Source organism: Sporosarcina sp. FSL K6-2383, from assembly GCF_038618305.1.
Lineage (GTDB): Bacteria > Bacillota > Bacilli > Bacillales_A > Planococcaceae > Sporosarcina.
In genome coordinates this window covers 2,261,325-2,276,396 of record NZ_CP152017.1, presented here as the reverse complement: position 1 = coordinate 2,276,396, position 15,072 = coordinate 2,261,325, and the positions used below count along the sequence as shown (strand labels likewise).

Here is a 15,072-nt window from a genome sequence, read left to right as displayed (position 1 = left end):
TAGATTTCTAGCGAGATGAAGGGATGTTATTAAGTTTGTGGGGAACGTTGCTTGGTTTCGTGAATACGTTGTTTACTTCACTGAACGTTGCATACTTTTAATAAAGCGTTGTCTAGTTTTTAGGAAATGTTGTTAGGTTTGCGAAGAATGTTGTTTAGTTTCATGATTACATTGTTTACTTCACGAGGATAAAATTACCGTGACTTTTTTTCATGCCTCCTTTATAATAGTTCGAGAAGCGAAATAATAGAACGGGGATAGATTTATGTGGAAAAATCGTAATATTTGGATCATTTTAACGGGGGAAATGATCGCGGGGTTAGGGTTGTGGACCGGTATTATTGGAAATCTTGAATTTATGCAAGAAAAAATCCCTTCAGATTTCATCAAAGCACTTATTATGTCAGCGGGTCTATTAGCCGGAATCATTGCGGGCCCTCTAGCTGGAAAGGTCATTGACCAGTCTAGGAAAAAGACGGTTCTGCTAATATCAGGCTTCGGTAGGATGATTAGTGTTGTCTTCATGCTGATTGCCATCTCAACGGGATCTGTTTGGTGGATGGTTGCCTTTATGATCAGTATCCAACTAGCAGCTACTTTTTATTTTCCAGCGCTACAGGCGGTAATTCCACTCGTTGTGAAAGATGACGATTTGCTAACCATGAATGGGCTACACATGAACGTCGCGACCATCGCGCGTGTCGCGGGAACTGCATTAGCAGGCATCATGCTCGTTTACTGGTCATTGGCGTCGTTGTACTGGGTATCAATGATTGCTTACGGTGGATTGCTTATATTCACGATGATGCTGCGCATTGATGAAGGAGAGACAAGAGAGGCTAAAGTGAAAACCGCGGGCGGCAAAGGTGGCTTCATGGAAGTATTTCCAGTGTTGAAAGCTTATCCAGCTGTCGGAATGACATTAGTTATGACACTTATTCCATTATTGTTCCTAGGATCATTCAACCTGCTTGTTATTAATATTAGTATTATCCAGGATTCAGCATCCATTAAAGGACTTATCTACACATTCGAAGGAGTTGCCTTTATGGTCGGTTCCTTTGCGGTGAAGTATATTTCTTCAAAATGGAGGACAACAACGATTCTATTTTTCTTTGCAACAATGGTAGCCGTTGCTGAATTCATGTTATTTTTCGTAGACAGTACTGCCATTACATTAAGCGCTTTTGCTGTTTTAGGCTTTTCATTGGGCTGTTTTTTCCCAACAGCTATGGTTATTTTTCAGAAACAGATGCCGAAAGAGTATCACGGCCGATTTTTCTCCTTCCGCAATATGTTGGAGCGGGTTATGTTCCAGGTAGTGTTATTGTCGGCAGGTGCTTTCCTCGATATTATTGGGCTCCAGTCGATGGTCATCGTGTTCGGATTGATTAGTGTCAGCATGACAGTTTTGTTCTTTGTACAGATGAAAAAACGTAATATTATATTGGAACAACCGAAAACCACCGCAGAAAGTACTTAACTTTTCTACGGTGGTTTATTTTACTGATTGAGCTAAAGTTTCCTTAATCAAAGTTGGTGTTATAATTACCCCGGAATTAACGATATCGAGAGCCTTTTGTTGTAGGGAAAGGCTTAAATATAAGTTTTCTAATTGCATATTTTTTAATACGCGGTTAAATTCAGGAGAATCTAATTGAATTTGTTTCATACTAAACGACTCCTCTCTACTATTAATTTTAAGCTGAAATATAGGATTTATCCACTGAATCATGTGAATTTAAATTTCTATAGATACAAAATTCGATATACTTACATAGTGTGTTGAAAAATCTGTTTAGTTCCTGTTTCAAGCTACATGTATGTTTGCTTTGAGTTCTCGTTTTTCAAGTTGAATGTAACGTTGTCTGATCAAATATGTAGAGAAAAACTAGAAAGGAGCAATAAAATGGTATCCATACGATATGCAAATGAAACTGATCTAGCGAATATAACTCCTCTTATGACTGAACTAGGATATGAATCAACGGAGGGGGAAGTAACTAGTAGATTATCTAAGTTAAGTAGCAACCCTGATTATCATACGCTTGTTGCGGAAACGGATAATCAAGTGATTGGGCTACTGGGCCTACATATTGGATTAGCATACGAATTTAATGGGTGTTATGGAAGAGTTATTTGTTTAGTGGTAAATCATCAATATAGAAAAAATGGTATTGGAAAACAGTTGCTAGCGAGAGCAAAAGAAATTGTAATTGAGCAAGGGGGAAGCGCAATCGTTTTGAATAGTGGAAATAGAATTGATCGAGAAGATGCTCATAACTTTTATTTTAAAAATGGCTTTACTGCTAAAAGTACAGGCTTTGTAATGAGATTTAGCTAAATTCTATGTATAGCCCCAGGAGTGTGCTAAATAGCCAGCTAAAAAACTTACAGAATGCATTAAGATATTTCCAGTAGCCTAAATGCATACAATGGAGTTAACCATTGACCTTGAATAAGATCCTTTTCGAAGGAAAGGCTAATGGACATCAGGCTGCCCTTATGGTATCCTGAGATTAGAAATATGGTGATGATTAGGCACCGTGAAAACTTGATACTCATTCCAGACTTCGGGCGCTGGAAGTTGGCAAGCAACATAAAAACTTGATACCCTTTCCGGACTTCGGGTGCCGGGAGTTGGCAAGCAACATAAAAACCTAATCATTATATTCAAAAAGAGGGGTGGAAGTAGTCATACTTTCATCCCTCTTTTTGATTGAAAATAGGTGATTTCATATGATGAATGACAAAAGAACAATCGAAAAATTACTTCAAGGGTTAGTTGCATTTGAAAAGGTAGTAGATACAGAAATTCATTACGTTTACTTTAAAGAAGGCACTTATTATGAACTTATTTTCAAACCACAAAAATCTAATTTTATGCACTTGTGTGGTATAGAATATAGAAACCCGAAGAGTAAGCAACCAATGAGACCCGCACAATTCTATTCAGCTCTCAAAGCAAGAAAAATATCACCCGAAGGTATTTTAAAAACTACATTTACTGATCAAAAGTTGCAAGCTATCAGTTGTTTAGATGATTTAACGAAATGTACTGTTCGCATAATCGATGAGAGAACGGTTTATTTGAATTTATCATTTGATAAAGGAATACGAAGTCAGAAACAAATTTTCTGCCTGGCACTTATTCGGACGCATAATGACTTATACGCACCAAATTCACTACTAAATTTAAAAACTTCAAAAGGAACTACCATTAAAAATGGTTATCCTGTTCACTGTATTTATAAGGTCGATTCTCATACACTTAGTAAAATAATATTGTGCCAGACAGATGAATTTGGTGAAAGGGCATATTTTAATTAATACATATTTTAATTAATACATATTTTGTGAAAAGATGCAGAATGATTTTAGCTTCATGAATACAAATGACTTACTGTCAGGTCCGACTCTTATAAAGAGTGTATATCTATCTTTATTATCAGACCTCGTTAGTGCATATGTGAGATAGAAAACTCGCACTCCATTTACAGTTTAACTAGTGGTATATTCCCGTATCTCTCATTCAAGTGGATGTGCTTATAATTAGGATTACATTGATTGGACCGGGTGGCTTCTACAGGCCAGACATAGCGTTTTATACTGCAAATTAAGTGAGGTCAGATGGACTAAATCAGCTACCTAAACAGTTATATCCCGATAGCACGGCCATTATGAATATATTACAACAGGTCGCTGGTCCGATTGGTGCAGCAATAGCGATTACGATTATGTCGATTAGTACGACGAATTATGTGAATGTAAATGGTAATACGGTAGCAACACAGCTAGAAGGTTCGATTCAAGGTGTGCAAAACTCGATAACATTCGGATTAATCATTGCGATTATCGGATTTATATTATCGTTAGTCATACGGAACGTAAGGCAAGAGAAATAAACACAAAAACCGTTCTAAAAGTGCTGCTAAAGACTTTTTACGACGGTTTTTTTGATAGTTTTAAAGGGATAGCTTCAAAATAATTCCTGTAAACCGATAGAAGAATTTACTGGAAAATTCAATAAATAAAAGGAGGTAATCGAGGTGAACATTCAATTCACAAGTGTTGCTACAATGGGATATGTCAATACACTGAAAAACGAAGAAGCAAAAGAGCAAAATCTTTCACATTTAATGCTGGATGAGGAACTGAAGAATAACAAACCCAAATTCGTAGTTAGAAATGAAGGGGGATACATACGTAAATATGTTGTGAAAGCCAATGGCGATGAAATCATGATTATGGAGACAAAGCAAAAGGAGAATCTTGATGGCACAGTGGAAAATGAATCGGGAAACTTAGTTGATATGTCTCATGATAAGTTGATGAAACAGCTTGAACTGTCTTCTGACCCTCAGAAGCAAGAAAGACAGGCAAAGGCGACTTGGGAGAAAGCCAGCGGGATTACAAAATATAGAACAGGCATTTGAATCTCGTTAGAATAAATTGGAGAAGAGGGGTATTATTAATGTCTGTTAAATTTGATAGTCCGGAGATGGAAATAAGTAAAAATCTCTTTATGCTTAGAGGAGCATATGGCTATAAAGGATTCTCTGAACACCTAGGTGGAAATATGTACAAAGTGGATAGTAAAGCTTTTCAGGAAGCTATAGAAAATGCTATTGTACCTATGGGCGCGAGTAAAGTTTCATCACTATCATTTGGGCAAATTAAAGTGTTAAATAACACTTTAGGTGGTAGTTCAATGATACCTTTGCTGAACAGAATGGGAGAGTTAGGAATGATGGATTTTCGTGAAGGAATGGTAAGTCCTGAGATTCTCAATAGAGTCCGGAATAGACTTCAAAGTAATTCGTATACTTCAACAATTAATGCTTATAAAAGGTCAATTTGAGATAATAGGAGGTAAAATCATATGGCTATCAATGCTATCGCACCTTATCAAACAACACCCTTATATACAAAAAATGCGACTACGAAACCAGCAATGGGTGGGGAATTGGGATTCACTATGCCCGAAGCAGTAACTGCTACACAAAAATCTTCAGCTCTTTATGAGGAGATATCGGGTAAATATGATGTTCGAAATGCTACTTTCGAAGAGCTTAGTGAAATATCCAAAATATTGTATGAAGCAGGGGAAATCACTCTGAAGGAACATGCTCTTATAACATTTGATTTTGGACGAGCAACTGACTATTTAAAACAAAATGCTCCAGGATATGTTTCGGCTGATTTTAGTATGTATAAGACGGCAGCTAATAGCAACGGTCAAAGAGACTGGCTTGCCGAGTTCGGTGCAAGAGCAGCAGACCATTTTAAGTTTGGGAACTTAGTCGGCTATCAAACGAATTCAAAGGTTTTTGCGATCTTAGAAAAACTGGCTACTAAATAATGTGTGGAGGCCACTAAAGACCAGTTTTCGGGAATTTACTGAGAGCTGGTCTTTAATCGTGGTTTGAAATAAAAATGAAAGTAATGATTACTAATCAATATAGGAAAACTTTTCGTTTTATCTCACTGTTTCAAGTATACTTATTCAACGATACATAGCTTCTGATAATTTATATTATGTCAACTTAAATATTTTTAAACTAAAAAGAACCATAATTTACAGGTCCCTTTTAGTAGTTCTTTTCATTATCAATAAATTGCACACTATACTCAATCACATCATTAATAAACAACCTATTCTTTTTTTGCAAACACCTTTACATCAGCTAATAAATCTCTATCATACTTCGTATTGTATTGAATTCAATCTATTGGTCTCATCTCTTTATGAAAAGAAATCTCTGTCTGTTCCAAAATATTTTCTAGCCATTCTCAAGCAGATAGCTGACATGAGTATTTTTGTCTTTAGCTTTCATTTTCAGCGTATCTAAAATCGTTTTACTAATATTTGTACAGAAAGATGTTCTTGAACTAATGGCTGTATGAATTAATTTTCCATCTGCCAATCGCCACATTGGTAAGGCTCTTTGATCGTCGACATAATAAGGTTCAACAGAATGTTGTGTCATGTACACTCTTTTATATACGAGAAAATCATCAGAAGATGCATCTTTATAGATGAAGTCTGCAAGCTTCAATAATTCGAGTTTTCCCCTTACCCATACGCGGTAAATAGTATTCCCAGTTTGTCCTACTCATGTGTCCATACTTTGAAAAAATTTTCATTCACTTTGTTTTTCCTAGACTGACCTGAGTATTGCTCTCTATTCATCGGTATCATATGCTTGTGCAACACATTCCAGATGGCCCGATCAGATAGTCCGATAATCGGTTCCATTTCTTTATAGGACATACCGTTTTTGTACATATGAATAATGGCTTCATCTGTCACACCTGGGTTCCTTGGCATAGGCTTACTCCCTTCTTACAGAGAGGAGGAACTAATGTTCTTATTGCTGAATATACATCTTTGTCATAAATTTAGCAATTGAAAAGTCTGGACTTTATTTCTTTAGTTTAATTTAATCGTTCCAAATATCGCTTGAATATCAGCATTCACTTCCCACGATTGTTCTGAAGTTCTAGAGTTTCAAAAATATGCCCAAATCCAGCACAAAGAACAATTGTTCTTAAAAAAGAGATAAACCCTCTTTTTATCGATTTATCAAGAAAGAATCCTATATTTCTCCCGTTGAACAGTAAAATAGTGCATATTCCACGATAAATACAAATTCACTAACCTGAACAAATGTTCGGGTTTCGCGAATTAGGCATCTAAACTATAAAAAATAGTAGAGCAAACCAAAAATTAGGTCCGCCCTACTGCTTATTCAGTCTGTGAGAGTTCCTTATATGCGAGCACCTTCAATGCTAACATTTCCTCATCCGTTAGCTTGCCTTCAATGTCATTGAGTAACTTTTGCTTCTCTGCCGCCGTTAAGCCGCTTTGAGCTTTCGACTGAAGCTCCTGCAACTCTGTTACATTGAACTTTTTCACCAGTACACGTACGGCCTGTTCTTTCGTTTGGAAGGGTAGCGTGCTGCTGTCCACATTTTTTCCCTCTTCAATAAATGCCTTTAGCTGCGGATCATTGTTGATTTCTTGCTTAATACTTTCAAGTTGACCGCTATCATCCAACTCCACGGCGACCTGTTCCATGACTTGATCCGCGATGATTTTAGGTCCGAAATAGTACGCTGAAAAGCCTAGTATCGCAATAACAACAACGATTCCAAACAGTACCTTTATGAATTTCAACTCAGCTCACCCTTTCATTACGAAATCCCTTATAAAGGATACTACACAGTATTTGTCCGATGTACAAGAAAGTAAGAGGTAGAAAATGAATTATTCATTGGTATGGCAATGCTTTTGGAGTGATTATTTGTACACCGTGTAATTTCGTCTATATAGAAGAATTCCAATTTAGTTTGACTAGATAGACGAACTAATGTTATATTCGTTTAAATAGACGAATTAAAGAGGGTTGTTTTAAGCTGTCATTTACTACAAGTCAGTTGAAAGGAGATTAATATGACTTATCCAGTTTCTGTTTTTATTATGGATGTAAGCAATTCTTCCAAGGGAGACATTGGCGGTGAATTAAGTAAGTATCTTCATCAGTTAGAAGAAAGGATAGCTGTTTGGACGAAGGGTATCACAACAACTCAAGTTATCCATCGTTCAGGTGATGAGATTGTGGTCGTCAGTAGTGGCTATGCAACGGCTTATACACTTGCCTTTTACATTAATCAAATATGGGCATTCAAAGATCATAAACCCTATTTTGGCCTCTCGTTTGGCGATATTCAGGAAGATGTCAATGCTCTCAATATTGAGACTTGGATTCATCCCTTTATGAAGCAAGCAAGATATGCCAACGACATGCTGAAACACCAAGAACAAAATAAGGACCAATTCAAGTTTGAGTTAGCTGATTTTCTAAATGCAAAATCCTTTGAAGGCTATCACCTCTTTAGAAGCCAATTTGAGACCTTATTAAATATGATTTTAAAATTACAACAAGATCAAATAAAAGAACAAACAGCTATTCAGTCACTTGTCTGTTCTTTGTTTCTCGTCCTTAACCAACAAAATAAAATAAGTCATTATCTTGATCGGTCTGCATCCACTATTTCAGGCCATTTAAAAAAAGGAAAATATGAATCGATTACAAGTGCATTTAATGACATTGTAAAAGTACTAAATTCGTTGCAACCTGAAAGCGAACATACTCAACAAGTAATCAACGATCAACTGCAACAGAATATCAAACGGATTGTGAGCAATCATCTTCATGAATATTTTTCAATTGATTAGAATAGGAGGGCGGAAACAGTGATTGTATTACTGCTACTTCTTGCGCATTTAGTAGCTGACTTTTGGCTACAAACAGATGCGATGGTAAAAAACAAGATGAAGAATTTAAAAAAGCATATGTTCCACCATCTACTTACAACAGGATTAGCACTCGTAATCATCTGGGGGTATTTTTATCATTTCACGAATATATTCAGCTATCTCTTACTTCCCTTAGCCTTTATTGTCGTGTCACATCTAGTGATTGATATACTAAAATTAAAGCTTCTGGATACTATTAAAGCAAAAGACAGTAACAGTCTAAAAAAGTTATGGTTTTTCTTAGTAGATCAACTATTACATATTACGATGTTGCTCATCACCTGCCTTCTCTTCTTTCAGATGACGGCGCCGAAGATGGTGACCAGCATACTTCAATTGTTCAGTGAGGAGAATGGAGTTAGCAGTTTAGGCGTGGTCAACACGTTTCTTTTTATCGTCATTCTTTTTATTTTAGCTACAAGTGTGAGTGGTCATATTATAAACTTATTAGTGGGCACACTGCCATCTGAATTTGCAAATTTCGAAGGAGAATTTACGCTTAATCATCAATTAACAGAAGCAAAATCTAGTCGTCAGTCTAAGAGTGAGAGTAATTTCACTGAGCAATATCATTATTTTACCTATTCCAGTCCCCTACCATCACGCGGAAGGTTAATTGGCTATGTAGAAAGATTACTAGTGATTTCATTGACGATTGTAAGTGCGTATCCATCCATTGCATTCATTATTGCGGCAAAGTCGATTGCACGTTTCAAACAGTTAGATGATCGTAATTGGGCTGAATACTTCTTATTGGGTACATTATCTTCCATATTGTTAGGATTAGTGCTTGGTTTATTTGCAAAAAAAATCATCATGTAATGGTCTAGAAGAGGTGTGTAAAGTTGTTGTAAAGGACCGTTGCGAGTATGAGTAGCAACGGTCCTCATTATTAGTTCCGAACTCCCCGCATCTGATAAATCCCAATCAGCAAAATAAACCAAACAGGCGTGACGAACAACGCGATACGTGTATCCTCTGCCAGTGCTAGCACAACTAATACAAATGCTAAGAAAATCAAAATCAAGTAATTAGAAAGCGGGTAAAGTGGCATTTTAAATTTACTTCTTCTCGCTAAATTTGGTCTCATTTTACGGTACCTCAAATGGCTGATAATCGTAATGGCCCAGATGAAGATGAAGCACACTGTCGAAATACTGGTAATAAGCGTAAATACGCCTTCTGGCATGATATAGTTCAGTACAACTGCAATCAGAATGACAATCGTTGAGAAGAATAATGCATTGGAAGGTACTTTATTCCCCGTTAATTTCGTGAAAGGAATTGGTGCATGCTTATCTTTTGCCAGTGAGTAAACCATCCGGCTCGTACTGAAAATGGCACTGTTACACGCCGAAGCTGCTGACGTTAAGACGACAAAGTTAACGACACCGGCTGCCGCTGCAATACCAACCGCCATGAAGACCCGGACGAATGGACTTTCCGCTGGATTAATAGCATCCCATGGATGAATACTCATGATAACAGTCAATGCACCGATGTAGAAAATTAATATCCGAATCGGAATATTGTTGATTGCTTTTGGAATGACTTTTTGCGGGTTCGCTGTTTCCCCTGCCGTTAACCCTACCAATTCAATACCTGCAAAGGCGAACACGACCATCTGGAAGGATAAAATAAAGCCCGTCATACCATTCGGGAACATGCCGCCATGACTCCATAAATTAGAGAGGCTTGCCGTCCCTACATCAGTGGTAAATCCTTTGAAAATCATATAACCACCGATAACAATGAGTGCCAAAATCGCGATGATTTTAATCAAAGCGAACCAAAATTCCATTTCGCCAAACAGTTTGACAGTTGCGAGGTTCATAAAAAGCAAAATGAATAACGCAATCAGACCTGGCATCCACTGAGGCACTTCTGGAAACCAAAACTGGGTATAGAGCCCAACTGCTGTTAAATCAGCCATCGCAATGGAAATCCAGCAGAACCAGTATGTCCACCCAGTGATAAACGCCGCCATATTACCCATATAATCTTGCACAAACTCCACAAAGGAATGGTATTTTAAGTTCGATAATAATAGTTCGCCAAGTGCCCGCATAATTAAAAAACAAATAATGCCTGTAATCAAATAAGCAAATAAAATCGAGGGACCTGTTAAATGGATTGATTTTCCCGCCCCGAGAAATAGCCCAGTTCCAATTGCCCCGCCAATTGCAATCAGTTGTACATGGCGATTTTTCAAGCCTCTTGCTAACTCTTGCTTCTTCAAACAATTACCTACTCTCTACTTTCATTTTTAAATGACATGCCTTTAGAATTCTACCGTACAGACGATGAAAAAATACCTTTGATTAAAGAAAATAAACATACAAAAAAGAGTAGTGCTGGCACTACTCTTTTTTGTATGCTTATTAAAGTGAATTCTTAGGTAAAAATAACGCAAATATTAAATAGACAGCAATGGATCCAGGTACAAAAACAAATAGTAATCTAACAATCAATGATGGTAAATTGAAAAAGTCTGCCATTCCTCCACAAACCCCGAATAGAATCTTATCAGATGATGATTTCGTTAGTTTGTTCAATGGGACACCTCGTCTCTGCTATGTATTAGCTATTATTCTATTACACAATGAAGGAACTGCATAGCCTTCACTAGAAAAAAAGTCCATATTAGAATCTAATCATCCGACCAATTTATATTGTTCACCATTTTTAATGATCTAGTAGCTATTATGCCTACTACTTTATGTTTCTTGTTGATAATCTGGAGGAATCATTCGGTAATGTCTACAACAAAAGTAAACGAGGCCTCGCCATTCGACCATTTCGCTACGACTTCGTAGATAACAAGGCCGTTAGTAGCTGGCAGTGTGATTTGACCATCTTTTACAGTGGTGATAGTCCGTTGTTCGGCGTCCCAGATATAAACACTTAGGATAGGGTTTTGCTCTATTACAATATTAGCTTTGTTATTTGCTTCTACGACAATGGGCTCAAAATTTTCTGCGATTTGTGTCGGTCCCTTAGCATCTGTTGTTACAGATTCGTTTCCCCTTGTCCACTCAAATCCGCCCCTCACCATATCATAGTTCGTTTCACCAATTGTCACGACCCCAGTTGGATTAGGTGGAAAGCTATGATTACTAAAATCGAATGGGTGTAATGAAATCCCTTCCTCTCCGAAAATTTCAATATTTCGTGCTGTTGCTTGAGCAGGATATGATTCTTTGATACCTCCATCTATCCACACGAAAACCTCTTGATTCACCTCATACTTTGTGATGTCGCCAAAACTGGGTAAAGTCAGCCAAATAAGACCATTGTCTGGATCATCGACCAACAAACGGTTTCCAGTTACATCGACTTCGGTAATGAACCCTTTCCTTTCAATTTCCCCCTTAATTTCATTATCCTTTGCGGTGCAACCAACCAAGGTCAAGCAGACTACCAGCAGCATAACAAGGTATTTTTTCATAGATGGCATTCCCCCTTTTGTTGATTAGACGAGTCTTATGTATAAGCGTTACACTACATCTTCTCCAACTCCAAATACAGTAACTATCAAGGAGAGTGAGCGACTATTGTTCTTTAAATATTAAAAAAGTAAAAGTAATTCGTTTCTTGTGCAAATCCAATTTTCTCATACAATCTCTGTGCCGTTACATTTTCTTTCCCTGTCTCAAGCAAAACTCCCTTTGCACCTGTTTTCTTTGCAAAAGCAATCGCTCTTCGCATTAACGCCTCACCAAATCCTTTGCCACGCCCTTGTTCTTTCACATACAAATCATTCAACACCCATGTCTGCCGCATACTGATAGATGAAAATGATGGATAGAGTTGAACAAAGCCGATTGCTTCATTGTCATCAAAAGCGATAAAGACAATGGACTCTTCGTTGCTCAATCTATCATTCAGGAAAGTCCTCGCGCTATCCAAATCAGATGACTGCTCATAAAATAGCCGATACAAGTCAAAAAGCTCAGTTAACGTATCCAGGTCATTTATTGTTGCTTGTACTATCGTCATATAAAAATCCTCCCAAATCCATTAATTCTGTTCACTTTGCCGGTCCTCCGCAAGCATTCCATAAACAACATGATCCACGTAATGATCATACAGCCATTCAGCCTGGCGAATACAGCCTTCCTCTGTGAAACCTAGTCTCTCTGGGATTGCTCGACTTTTCTTGTTTTCCACCGCCGCGCGAATCTCCACACGGTTTAAGCCCAGTTCAACAATTGCATGATTGACAAATGCCCTAACCGATTTAGTCATTACCCCTGAGCCTTCAAAGCCCTTACCCAGCCAGTAGCCTATACTTGTCGATTTATTGTTCCAATCAATCTTGTGAAATCCAATAACACCCGCAAGTTGCCCTTCAACCCAAATACCTGCCTGAAAGCCATTGTTATCACCGAATTGTTTCATCGTCGAAGTGATAAATGATGCTGTATCTGCGGAGGACTTCGTATAATCAATGAAGGGCAACCACTCTTTTAAACGTTCACGTGATTGATCTGTTAACTTAAATAATGGCTCCGTGTCTTGTAGCGTTAGCATTTTCAATGTTGTCTTTTCATCAATCTTAAGTGTAAACATCCAAATCTCTCCTTATTACTATTATTGCCGTACCCAAATCGCCTTCGTATAGGCAATTTTCAATCCGGCTTTCTCCATATTGTTTTGACTAACCGACCCAAATTTAGCTTGCCCGACAACTAACCTGCTGTGTAGCGTCGAAGCTTGCTGAATACGCTGTTGAATCAAAGCATTTTGCACACCCTTATTGCGTAAATGTGGAACAGTAGCTGCCGCAGCAAGAGTAGCAATCCCGTCCTTCACGAACAACACACCAATTCCCGCAGGTTCATCGTCAACACTAGCAAGGTAAAAATTCCAGTGATCATTGCTGTGCAGGATTGCATTATTATGAGCAATCCCACTTTGTAAAAATGCAGGCATTTGAAAACCTTGAGCATAAATTTCCGCAAATAAATCAAATTCATGGCTCTCCACGCGGCGGATAGAGATTCTTTCATCAACTGCTACGGCGTTTTGTATGGGCGAACCATACAGTGACGTATGGAAATCAGATTGATAAAATCCAGCCTGCTGAAGATGTGCTAACAAATCTGGCGAGGCGTGTGCAGGTGTCAACTCAAATCGTACAGATATCTCTCTTTCCTCATAAAACTGGATAAGTTGATCCACAAATTGCTCATCCCCATCTGTTAACCCTTTCACCGTATTAAAAGAGGGACCAGGTATGTTTTTGACAGAAAATGCAGTGGCATTGCCAAACCGCTGTATGTCAACATCCATTGGGTTCCCTTCAATGGCTTGCATAGCTGTTAGCCGTGAATGTAAGGCGTCAACTTCGGATTGTTCAATGGTTTCTGCTAGTGCTTTTGTTAAAATCAGGCTCATCATGATCACGTCCTTACACATTTTTTATTTGTATAGTGTGAATGGTTAGATTTTTGGTAGTATACTATGAATTGATAAACTACACAAGAAGGTTTTTCCATATATTTGATTGCTCTTTATATAGTTTATAAATCAAATACACGAATCAGTTGCCATAGTCATGTTGTAAACGTATAATGAATGTACAGTTTGATTAGAATAAAAAAGACCGCTTGATGCGTCAACATCAAAACGGTCAATGTAATAGTTGGTTCCCATTGTGGGGTCAGCATCACACGAGGAAATAATCCACCTGAGCGGCAAAACTCAAGGGTGGATTATTTCTTTTGCGACATATTATAAGCTAATGCAATCACAGCAACAATTAATGTTGCAAAACTAATCATGATCACAAGCGCTTCGAATGTAGTCACTTTGCAGAACCCTTGAAAACCTATTCTATTACTTGCTTTAATACACCACACGTACGTTCCCTAGACTCTATCAGATTATAAAAAAAACTTATCGTGATATGATATTTTTCATCCAAGGGACTATATGTTTAATTACTAAAGAACTAACCAATAAGCTCAATAAAAAAGAATCTATCCATCTGACGACTACTATCCCGTAACTCGTAATTGAAATATAATCCATCAGATACCATAGGAACAAAAATACTACTGCCAAAAGTGATAAAGAAGACCAGAAAACAAGTTTATTCTTAAAGGAAACATGCATACCCTTATGATTTCTCTGTGACAAAGCACTGACATAGATATAAATCAAAATGATTGTCAGCCCCACTAATGTACTTCCATGTTGTAAAAATTTGTACAAGGGTATTGAAAAGCCATAAATAGTAGTATTAAAAGTGAAGAATTCGGGGAATTTTACTACCATATATCCATTTATATGTGTGAAAGAATCCCATATAACATGTGTTAACATCCCAAACAGTGCTGAATAACAAAATATCACTGCTTTTACAATACCATTAGAATGTTCTCTTTTTGTATGAGAATCTTGTAGACAATTTGGTAAGTGATTGAATAAAGTTTCATGCACAAATATACGATAAATAAAATAGGTGAGTATCACTAGCGGTAAGTTAAACCAAGCGAACCCAGTAAAGGTATGTCCAATATCCCCTATTGGTCGCCCCCTCAAAAAGTATTCAAAATCAGGAGCCATACTTCCAAACACCAATGCAGAAAAGTGTATATATCTACTTTTTCTTGAGAATGGTAGTACAGCTGCTGGGTGAGCAAAAGTTAGTGGCATTGCCGTCTACACTCCTATTTTCAGGGAATCAATCTTCTTCATTCCACTGATACATGCTGATTTCAGTAGCTTCCATACGAAAGGAT

The 15,072-nt window shown here is 37.5% G+C and carries 21 protein-coding genes; 9 read left to right on the top strand and 12 right to left on the bottom strand.

What is annotated here, in order from left to right; translation table 11 throughout:
• Window positions 1–265: 265 nt before the first annotated feature.
• Window positions 266–1,483, top strand: a complete 1,218-nt coding sequence (locus MKZ10_RS11195) for an MFS transporter (protein ID WP_342505038.1) — start codon at window positions 266–268, stop codon at window positions 1,481–1,483.
• Between the two features lie 15 nt (window positions 1,484–1,498).
• On the opposite strand, the gene MKZ10_RS11190 is transcribed toward MKZ10_RS11195, so the two are convergent.
• The gene (locus tag MKZ10_RS11190; protein WP_342505037.1) at window positions 1,499–1,672 is read right to left on the bottom strand and encodes a Zn-dependent hydrolase; all 174 of its coding nucleotides are present in this window, start codon (window positions 1,670–1,672) and stop codon (window positions 1,499–1,501) included.
• Between the two features lie 237 nt (window positions 1,673–1,909).
• On the opposite strand from MKZ10_RS11190, the gene MKZ10_RS11185 reads away from it, so the two are divergent.
• The 6 genes from MKZ10_RS11185 to MKZ10_RS11160 all read left to right on the top strand — a co-directional run bounded on the left by MKZ10_RS11185 (window position 1,910) and on the right by MKZ10_RS11160 (window position 5,362).
• Window positions 1,910–2,344, top strand: a complete 435-nt coding sequence (locus MKZ10_RS11185; protein ID WP_342505036.1) for a GNAT family N-acetyltransferase — start codon at window positions 1,910–1,912, stop codon at window positions 2,342–2,344.
• A 395-nt stretch (window positions 2,345–2,739) separates the two neighbouring features.
• The gene (locus tag MKZ10_RS11180) at window positions 2,740–3,330 is read left to right on the top strand and encodes a PBECR4 domain-containing protein (RefSeq protein WP_342505035.1); all 591 of its coding nucleotides are present in this window, start codon (window positions 2,740–2,742) and stop codon (window positions 3,328–3,330) included.
• Window positions 3,331–3,680: 350 nt separating this feature from the next.
• Window positions 3,681–3,905: a hypothetical protein gene (locus MKZ10_RS11175; RefSeq protein WP_342505034.1), complete on the top strand. Its 225-nt coding sequence runs from the start codon at window positions 3,681–3,683 to the stop codon at window positions 3,903–3,905.
• Window positions 3,906–4,049: 144 nt separating this feature from the next.
• The gene (locus MKZ10_RS11170; protein ID WP_342505033.1) at window positions 4,050–4,436 is read left to right on the top strand and encodes a hypothetical protein; all 387 of its coding nucleotides are present in this window, start codon (window positions 4,050–4,052) and stop codon (window positions 4,434–4,436) included.
• Window positions 4,437–4,474: 38 nt separating this feature from the next.
• Entirely contained in the window at window positions 4,475–4,861 is a 387-nt protein-coding gene (locus MKZ10_RS11165; protein WP_342505032.1) for a hypothetical protein, read from the top strand.
• A 21-nt stretch (window positions 4,862–4,882) separates the two neighbouring features.
• The gene (locus MKZ10_RS11160) at window positions 4,883–5,362 is read left to right on the top strand and encodes a hypothetical protein (RefSeq protein ID WP_342505031.1); all 480 of its coding nucleotides are present in this window, start codon (window positions 4,883–4,885) and stop codon (window positions 5,360–5,362) included.
• 421 nt (window positions 5,363–5,783) lie between these two features.
• On the opposite strand, the gene MKZ10_RS11155 is transcribed toward MKZ10_RS11160, so the two are convergent.
• From MKZ10_RS11155 to MKZ10_RS11145, 3 genes are all read right to left on the bottom strand, one after another.
• Window positions 5,784–6,059 carry a hypothetical protein gene (locus MKZ10_RS11155; RefSeq protein WP_342505030.1) on the bottom strand — a complete coding sequence of 92 codons (276 nt, stop codon included), beginning with the start codon at window positions 6,057–6,059 and terminating at the stop codon, window positions 5,784–5,786.
• 53 nt (window positions 6,060–6,112) lie between these two features.
• The gene (locus MKZ10_RS11150) at window positions 6,113–6,331 is read right to left on the bottom strand and encodes a hypothetical protein (RefSeq protein WP_342505029.1); all 219 of its coding nucleotides are present in this window, start codon (window positions 6,329–6,331) and stop codon (window positions 6,113–6,115) included.
• A gap of 417 nt (window positions 6,332–6,748) precedes the next feature.
• A complete protein-coding gene (locus MKZ10_RS11145) occupies window positions 6,749–7,180 on the bottom strand; it encodes a hypothetical protein (protein ID WP_342505028.1) in 432 nt (143 codons plus the stop codon).
• Between the two features lie 276 nt (window positions 7,181–7,456).
• Here MKZ10_RS11145 and MKZ10_RS11140 point away from each other — a divergent pair, with 276 nt between their 5' ends.
• Window positions 7,457–8,242 carry a hypothetical protein gene (locus tag MKZ10_RS11140; protein WP_342505027.1) on the top strand — a complete coding sequence of 262 codons (786 nt, stop codon included), beginning with the start codon at window positions 7,457–7,459 and terminating at the stop codon, window positions 8,240–8,242.
• A gap of 18 nt (window positions 8,243–8,260) precedes the next feature.
• Entirely contained in the window at window positions 8,261–9,145 is an 885-nt protein-coding gene (locus MKZ10_RS11135) for a DUF3307 domain-containing protein (RefSeq protein ID WP_342505026.1), read from the top strand.
• 70 nt (window positions 9,146–9,215) lie between these two features.
• On the opposite strand, the gene MKZ10_RS11130 is transcribed toward MKZ10_RS11135, so the two are convergent.
• The 8 genes from MKZ10_RS11130 to MKZ10_RS11095 form a co-directional block, all read right to left on the bottom strand.
• Entirely contained in the window at window positions 9,216–10,562 is a 1,347-nt protein-coding gene (locus tag MKZ10_RS11130; RefSeq protein ID WP_342505025.1) for an amino acid permease, read from the bottom strand.
• 142 nt (window positions 10,563–10,704) lie between these two features.
• Entirely contained in the window at window positions 10,705–10,878 is a 174-nt protein-coding gene (locus MKZ10_RS11125; RefSeq protein ID WP_342505024.1) for a PspC domain-containing protein, read from the bottom strand.
• A 191-nt stretch (window positions 10,879–11,069) separates the two neighbouring features.
• Window positions 11,070–11,771, bottom strand: a complete 702-nt coding sequence (locus MKZ10_RS11120; RefSeq protein ID WP_342505023.1) for a DUF3221 domain-containing protein — start codon at window positions 11,769–11,771, stop codon at window positions 11,070–11,072.
• A 113-nt stretch (window positions 11,772–11,884) separates the two neighbouring features.
• Window positions 11,885–12,322 (bottom strand): GNAT family N-acetyltransferase, encoded by a 438-nt coding sequence (locus tag MKZ10_RS11115; RefSeq protein ID WP_342505022.1) that lies wholly within the window; start codon window positions 12,320–12,322, stop codon window positions 11,885–11,887.
• Between the two features lie 21 nt (window positions 12,323–12,343).
• A complete protein-coding gene (locus tag MKZ10_RS11110) occupies window positions 12,344–12,895 on the bottom strand; it encodes a GNAT family protein (RefSeq protein WP_342505021.1) in 552 nt (183 codons plus the stop codon).
• 21 nt (window positions 12,896–12,916) lie between these two features.
• A complete protein-coding gene (locus MKZ10_RS11105) occupies window positions 12,917–13,723 on the bottom strand; it encodes a GNAT family N-acetyltransferase (protein WP_342510158.1) in 807 nt (268 codons plus the stop codon).
• 317 nt (window positions 13,724–14,040) lie between these two features.
• Window positions 14,041–14,136, bottom strand: coding sequence for a putative holin-like toxin (locus MKZ10_RS11100; RefSeq protein WP_342505020.1), 96 nt, complete (start codon window positions 14,134–14,136; stop codon window positions 14,041–14,043).
• Window positions 14,137–14,224: 88 nt separating this feature from the next.
• Window positions 14,225–14,986 carry a DUF4184 family protein gene (locus tag MKZ10_RS11095; protein ID WP_342505019.1) on the bottom strand — a complete coding sequence of 254 codons (762 nt, stop codon included), beginning with the start codon at window positions 14,984–14,986 and terminating at the stop codon, window positions 14,225–14,227.
• Window positions 14,987–15,072: the final 86 nt, after the last annotated feature.

Excerpts from the sequence above, each read along its gene's own strand:
- MKZ10_RS11195 (WP_342505038.1), top strand. The coding sequence starts at position 266 with ATGTGGAAAAATCGTAATATTTGGATCATTTTAACGGGGGAAATGATC.
- MKZ10_RS11190 (WP_342505037.1), bottom strand. The coding sequence starts at position 1,672 with ATGAAACAAATTCAATTAGATTCTCCTGAATTTAACCGCGTATTAAAA.
- MKZ10_RS11185 (WP_342505036.1), top strand. The coding sequence starts at position 1,910 with ATGGTATCCATACGATATGCAAATGAAACTGATCTAGCGAATATAACT.
- MKZ10_RS11180 (WP_342505035.1), top strand. The coding sequence starts at position 2,740 with ATGATGAATGACAAAAGAACAATCGAAAAATTACTTCAAGGGTTAGTT.
- MKZ10_RS11175 (WP_342505034.1), top strand. The coding sequence starts at position 3,681 with ATGAATATATTACAACAGGTCGCTGGTCCGATTGGTGCAGCAATAGCG.
- MKZ10_RS11165 (WP_342505032.1), top strand. The coding sequence starts at position 4,475 with ATGTCTGTTAAATTTGATAGTCCGGAGATGGAAATAAGTAAAAATCTC.
- MKZ10_RS11160 (WP_342505031.1), top strand. The coding sequence starts at position 4,883 with ATGGCTATCAATGCTATCGCACCTTATCAAACAACACCCTTATATACA.
- MKZ10_RS11150 (WP_342505029.1), bottom strand. The coding sequence starts at position 6,331 with ATGCCAAGGAACCCAGGTGTGACAGATGAAGCCATTATTCATATGTAC.
- MKZ10_RS11140 (WP_342505027.1), top strand. The coding sequence starts at position 7,457 with ATGACTTATCCAGTTTCTGTTTTTATTATGGATGTAAGCAATTCTTCC.
- MKZ10_RS11120 (WP_342505023.1), bottom strand. The coding sequence starts at position 11,771 with ATGAAAAAATACCTTGTTATGCTGCTGGTAGTCTGCTTGACCTTGGTT.
- MKZ10_RS11115 (WP_342505022.1), bottom strand. The coding sequence starts at position 12,322 with ATGACGATAGTACAAGCAACAATAAATGACCTGGATACGTTAACTGAG.
- MKZ10_RS11110 (WP_342505021.1), bottom strand. The coding sequence starts at position 12,895 with ATGTTTACACTTAAGATTGATGAAAAGACAACATTGAAAATGCTAACG.
- MKZ10_RS11105 (WP_342510158.1), bottom strand. The coding sequence starts at position 13,723 with ATGAGCCTGATTTTAACAAAAGCACTAGCAGAAACCATTGAACAATCC.
- MKZ10_RS11095 (WP_342505019.1), bottom strand. The coding sequence starts at position 14,986 with ATGCCACTAACTTTTGCTCACCCAGCAGCTGTACTACCATTCTCAAGA.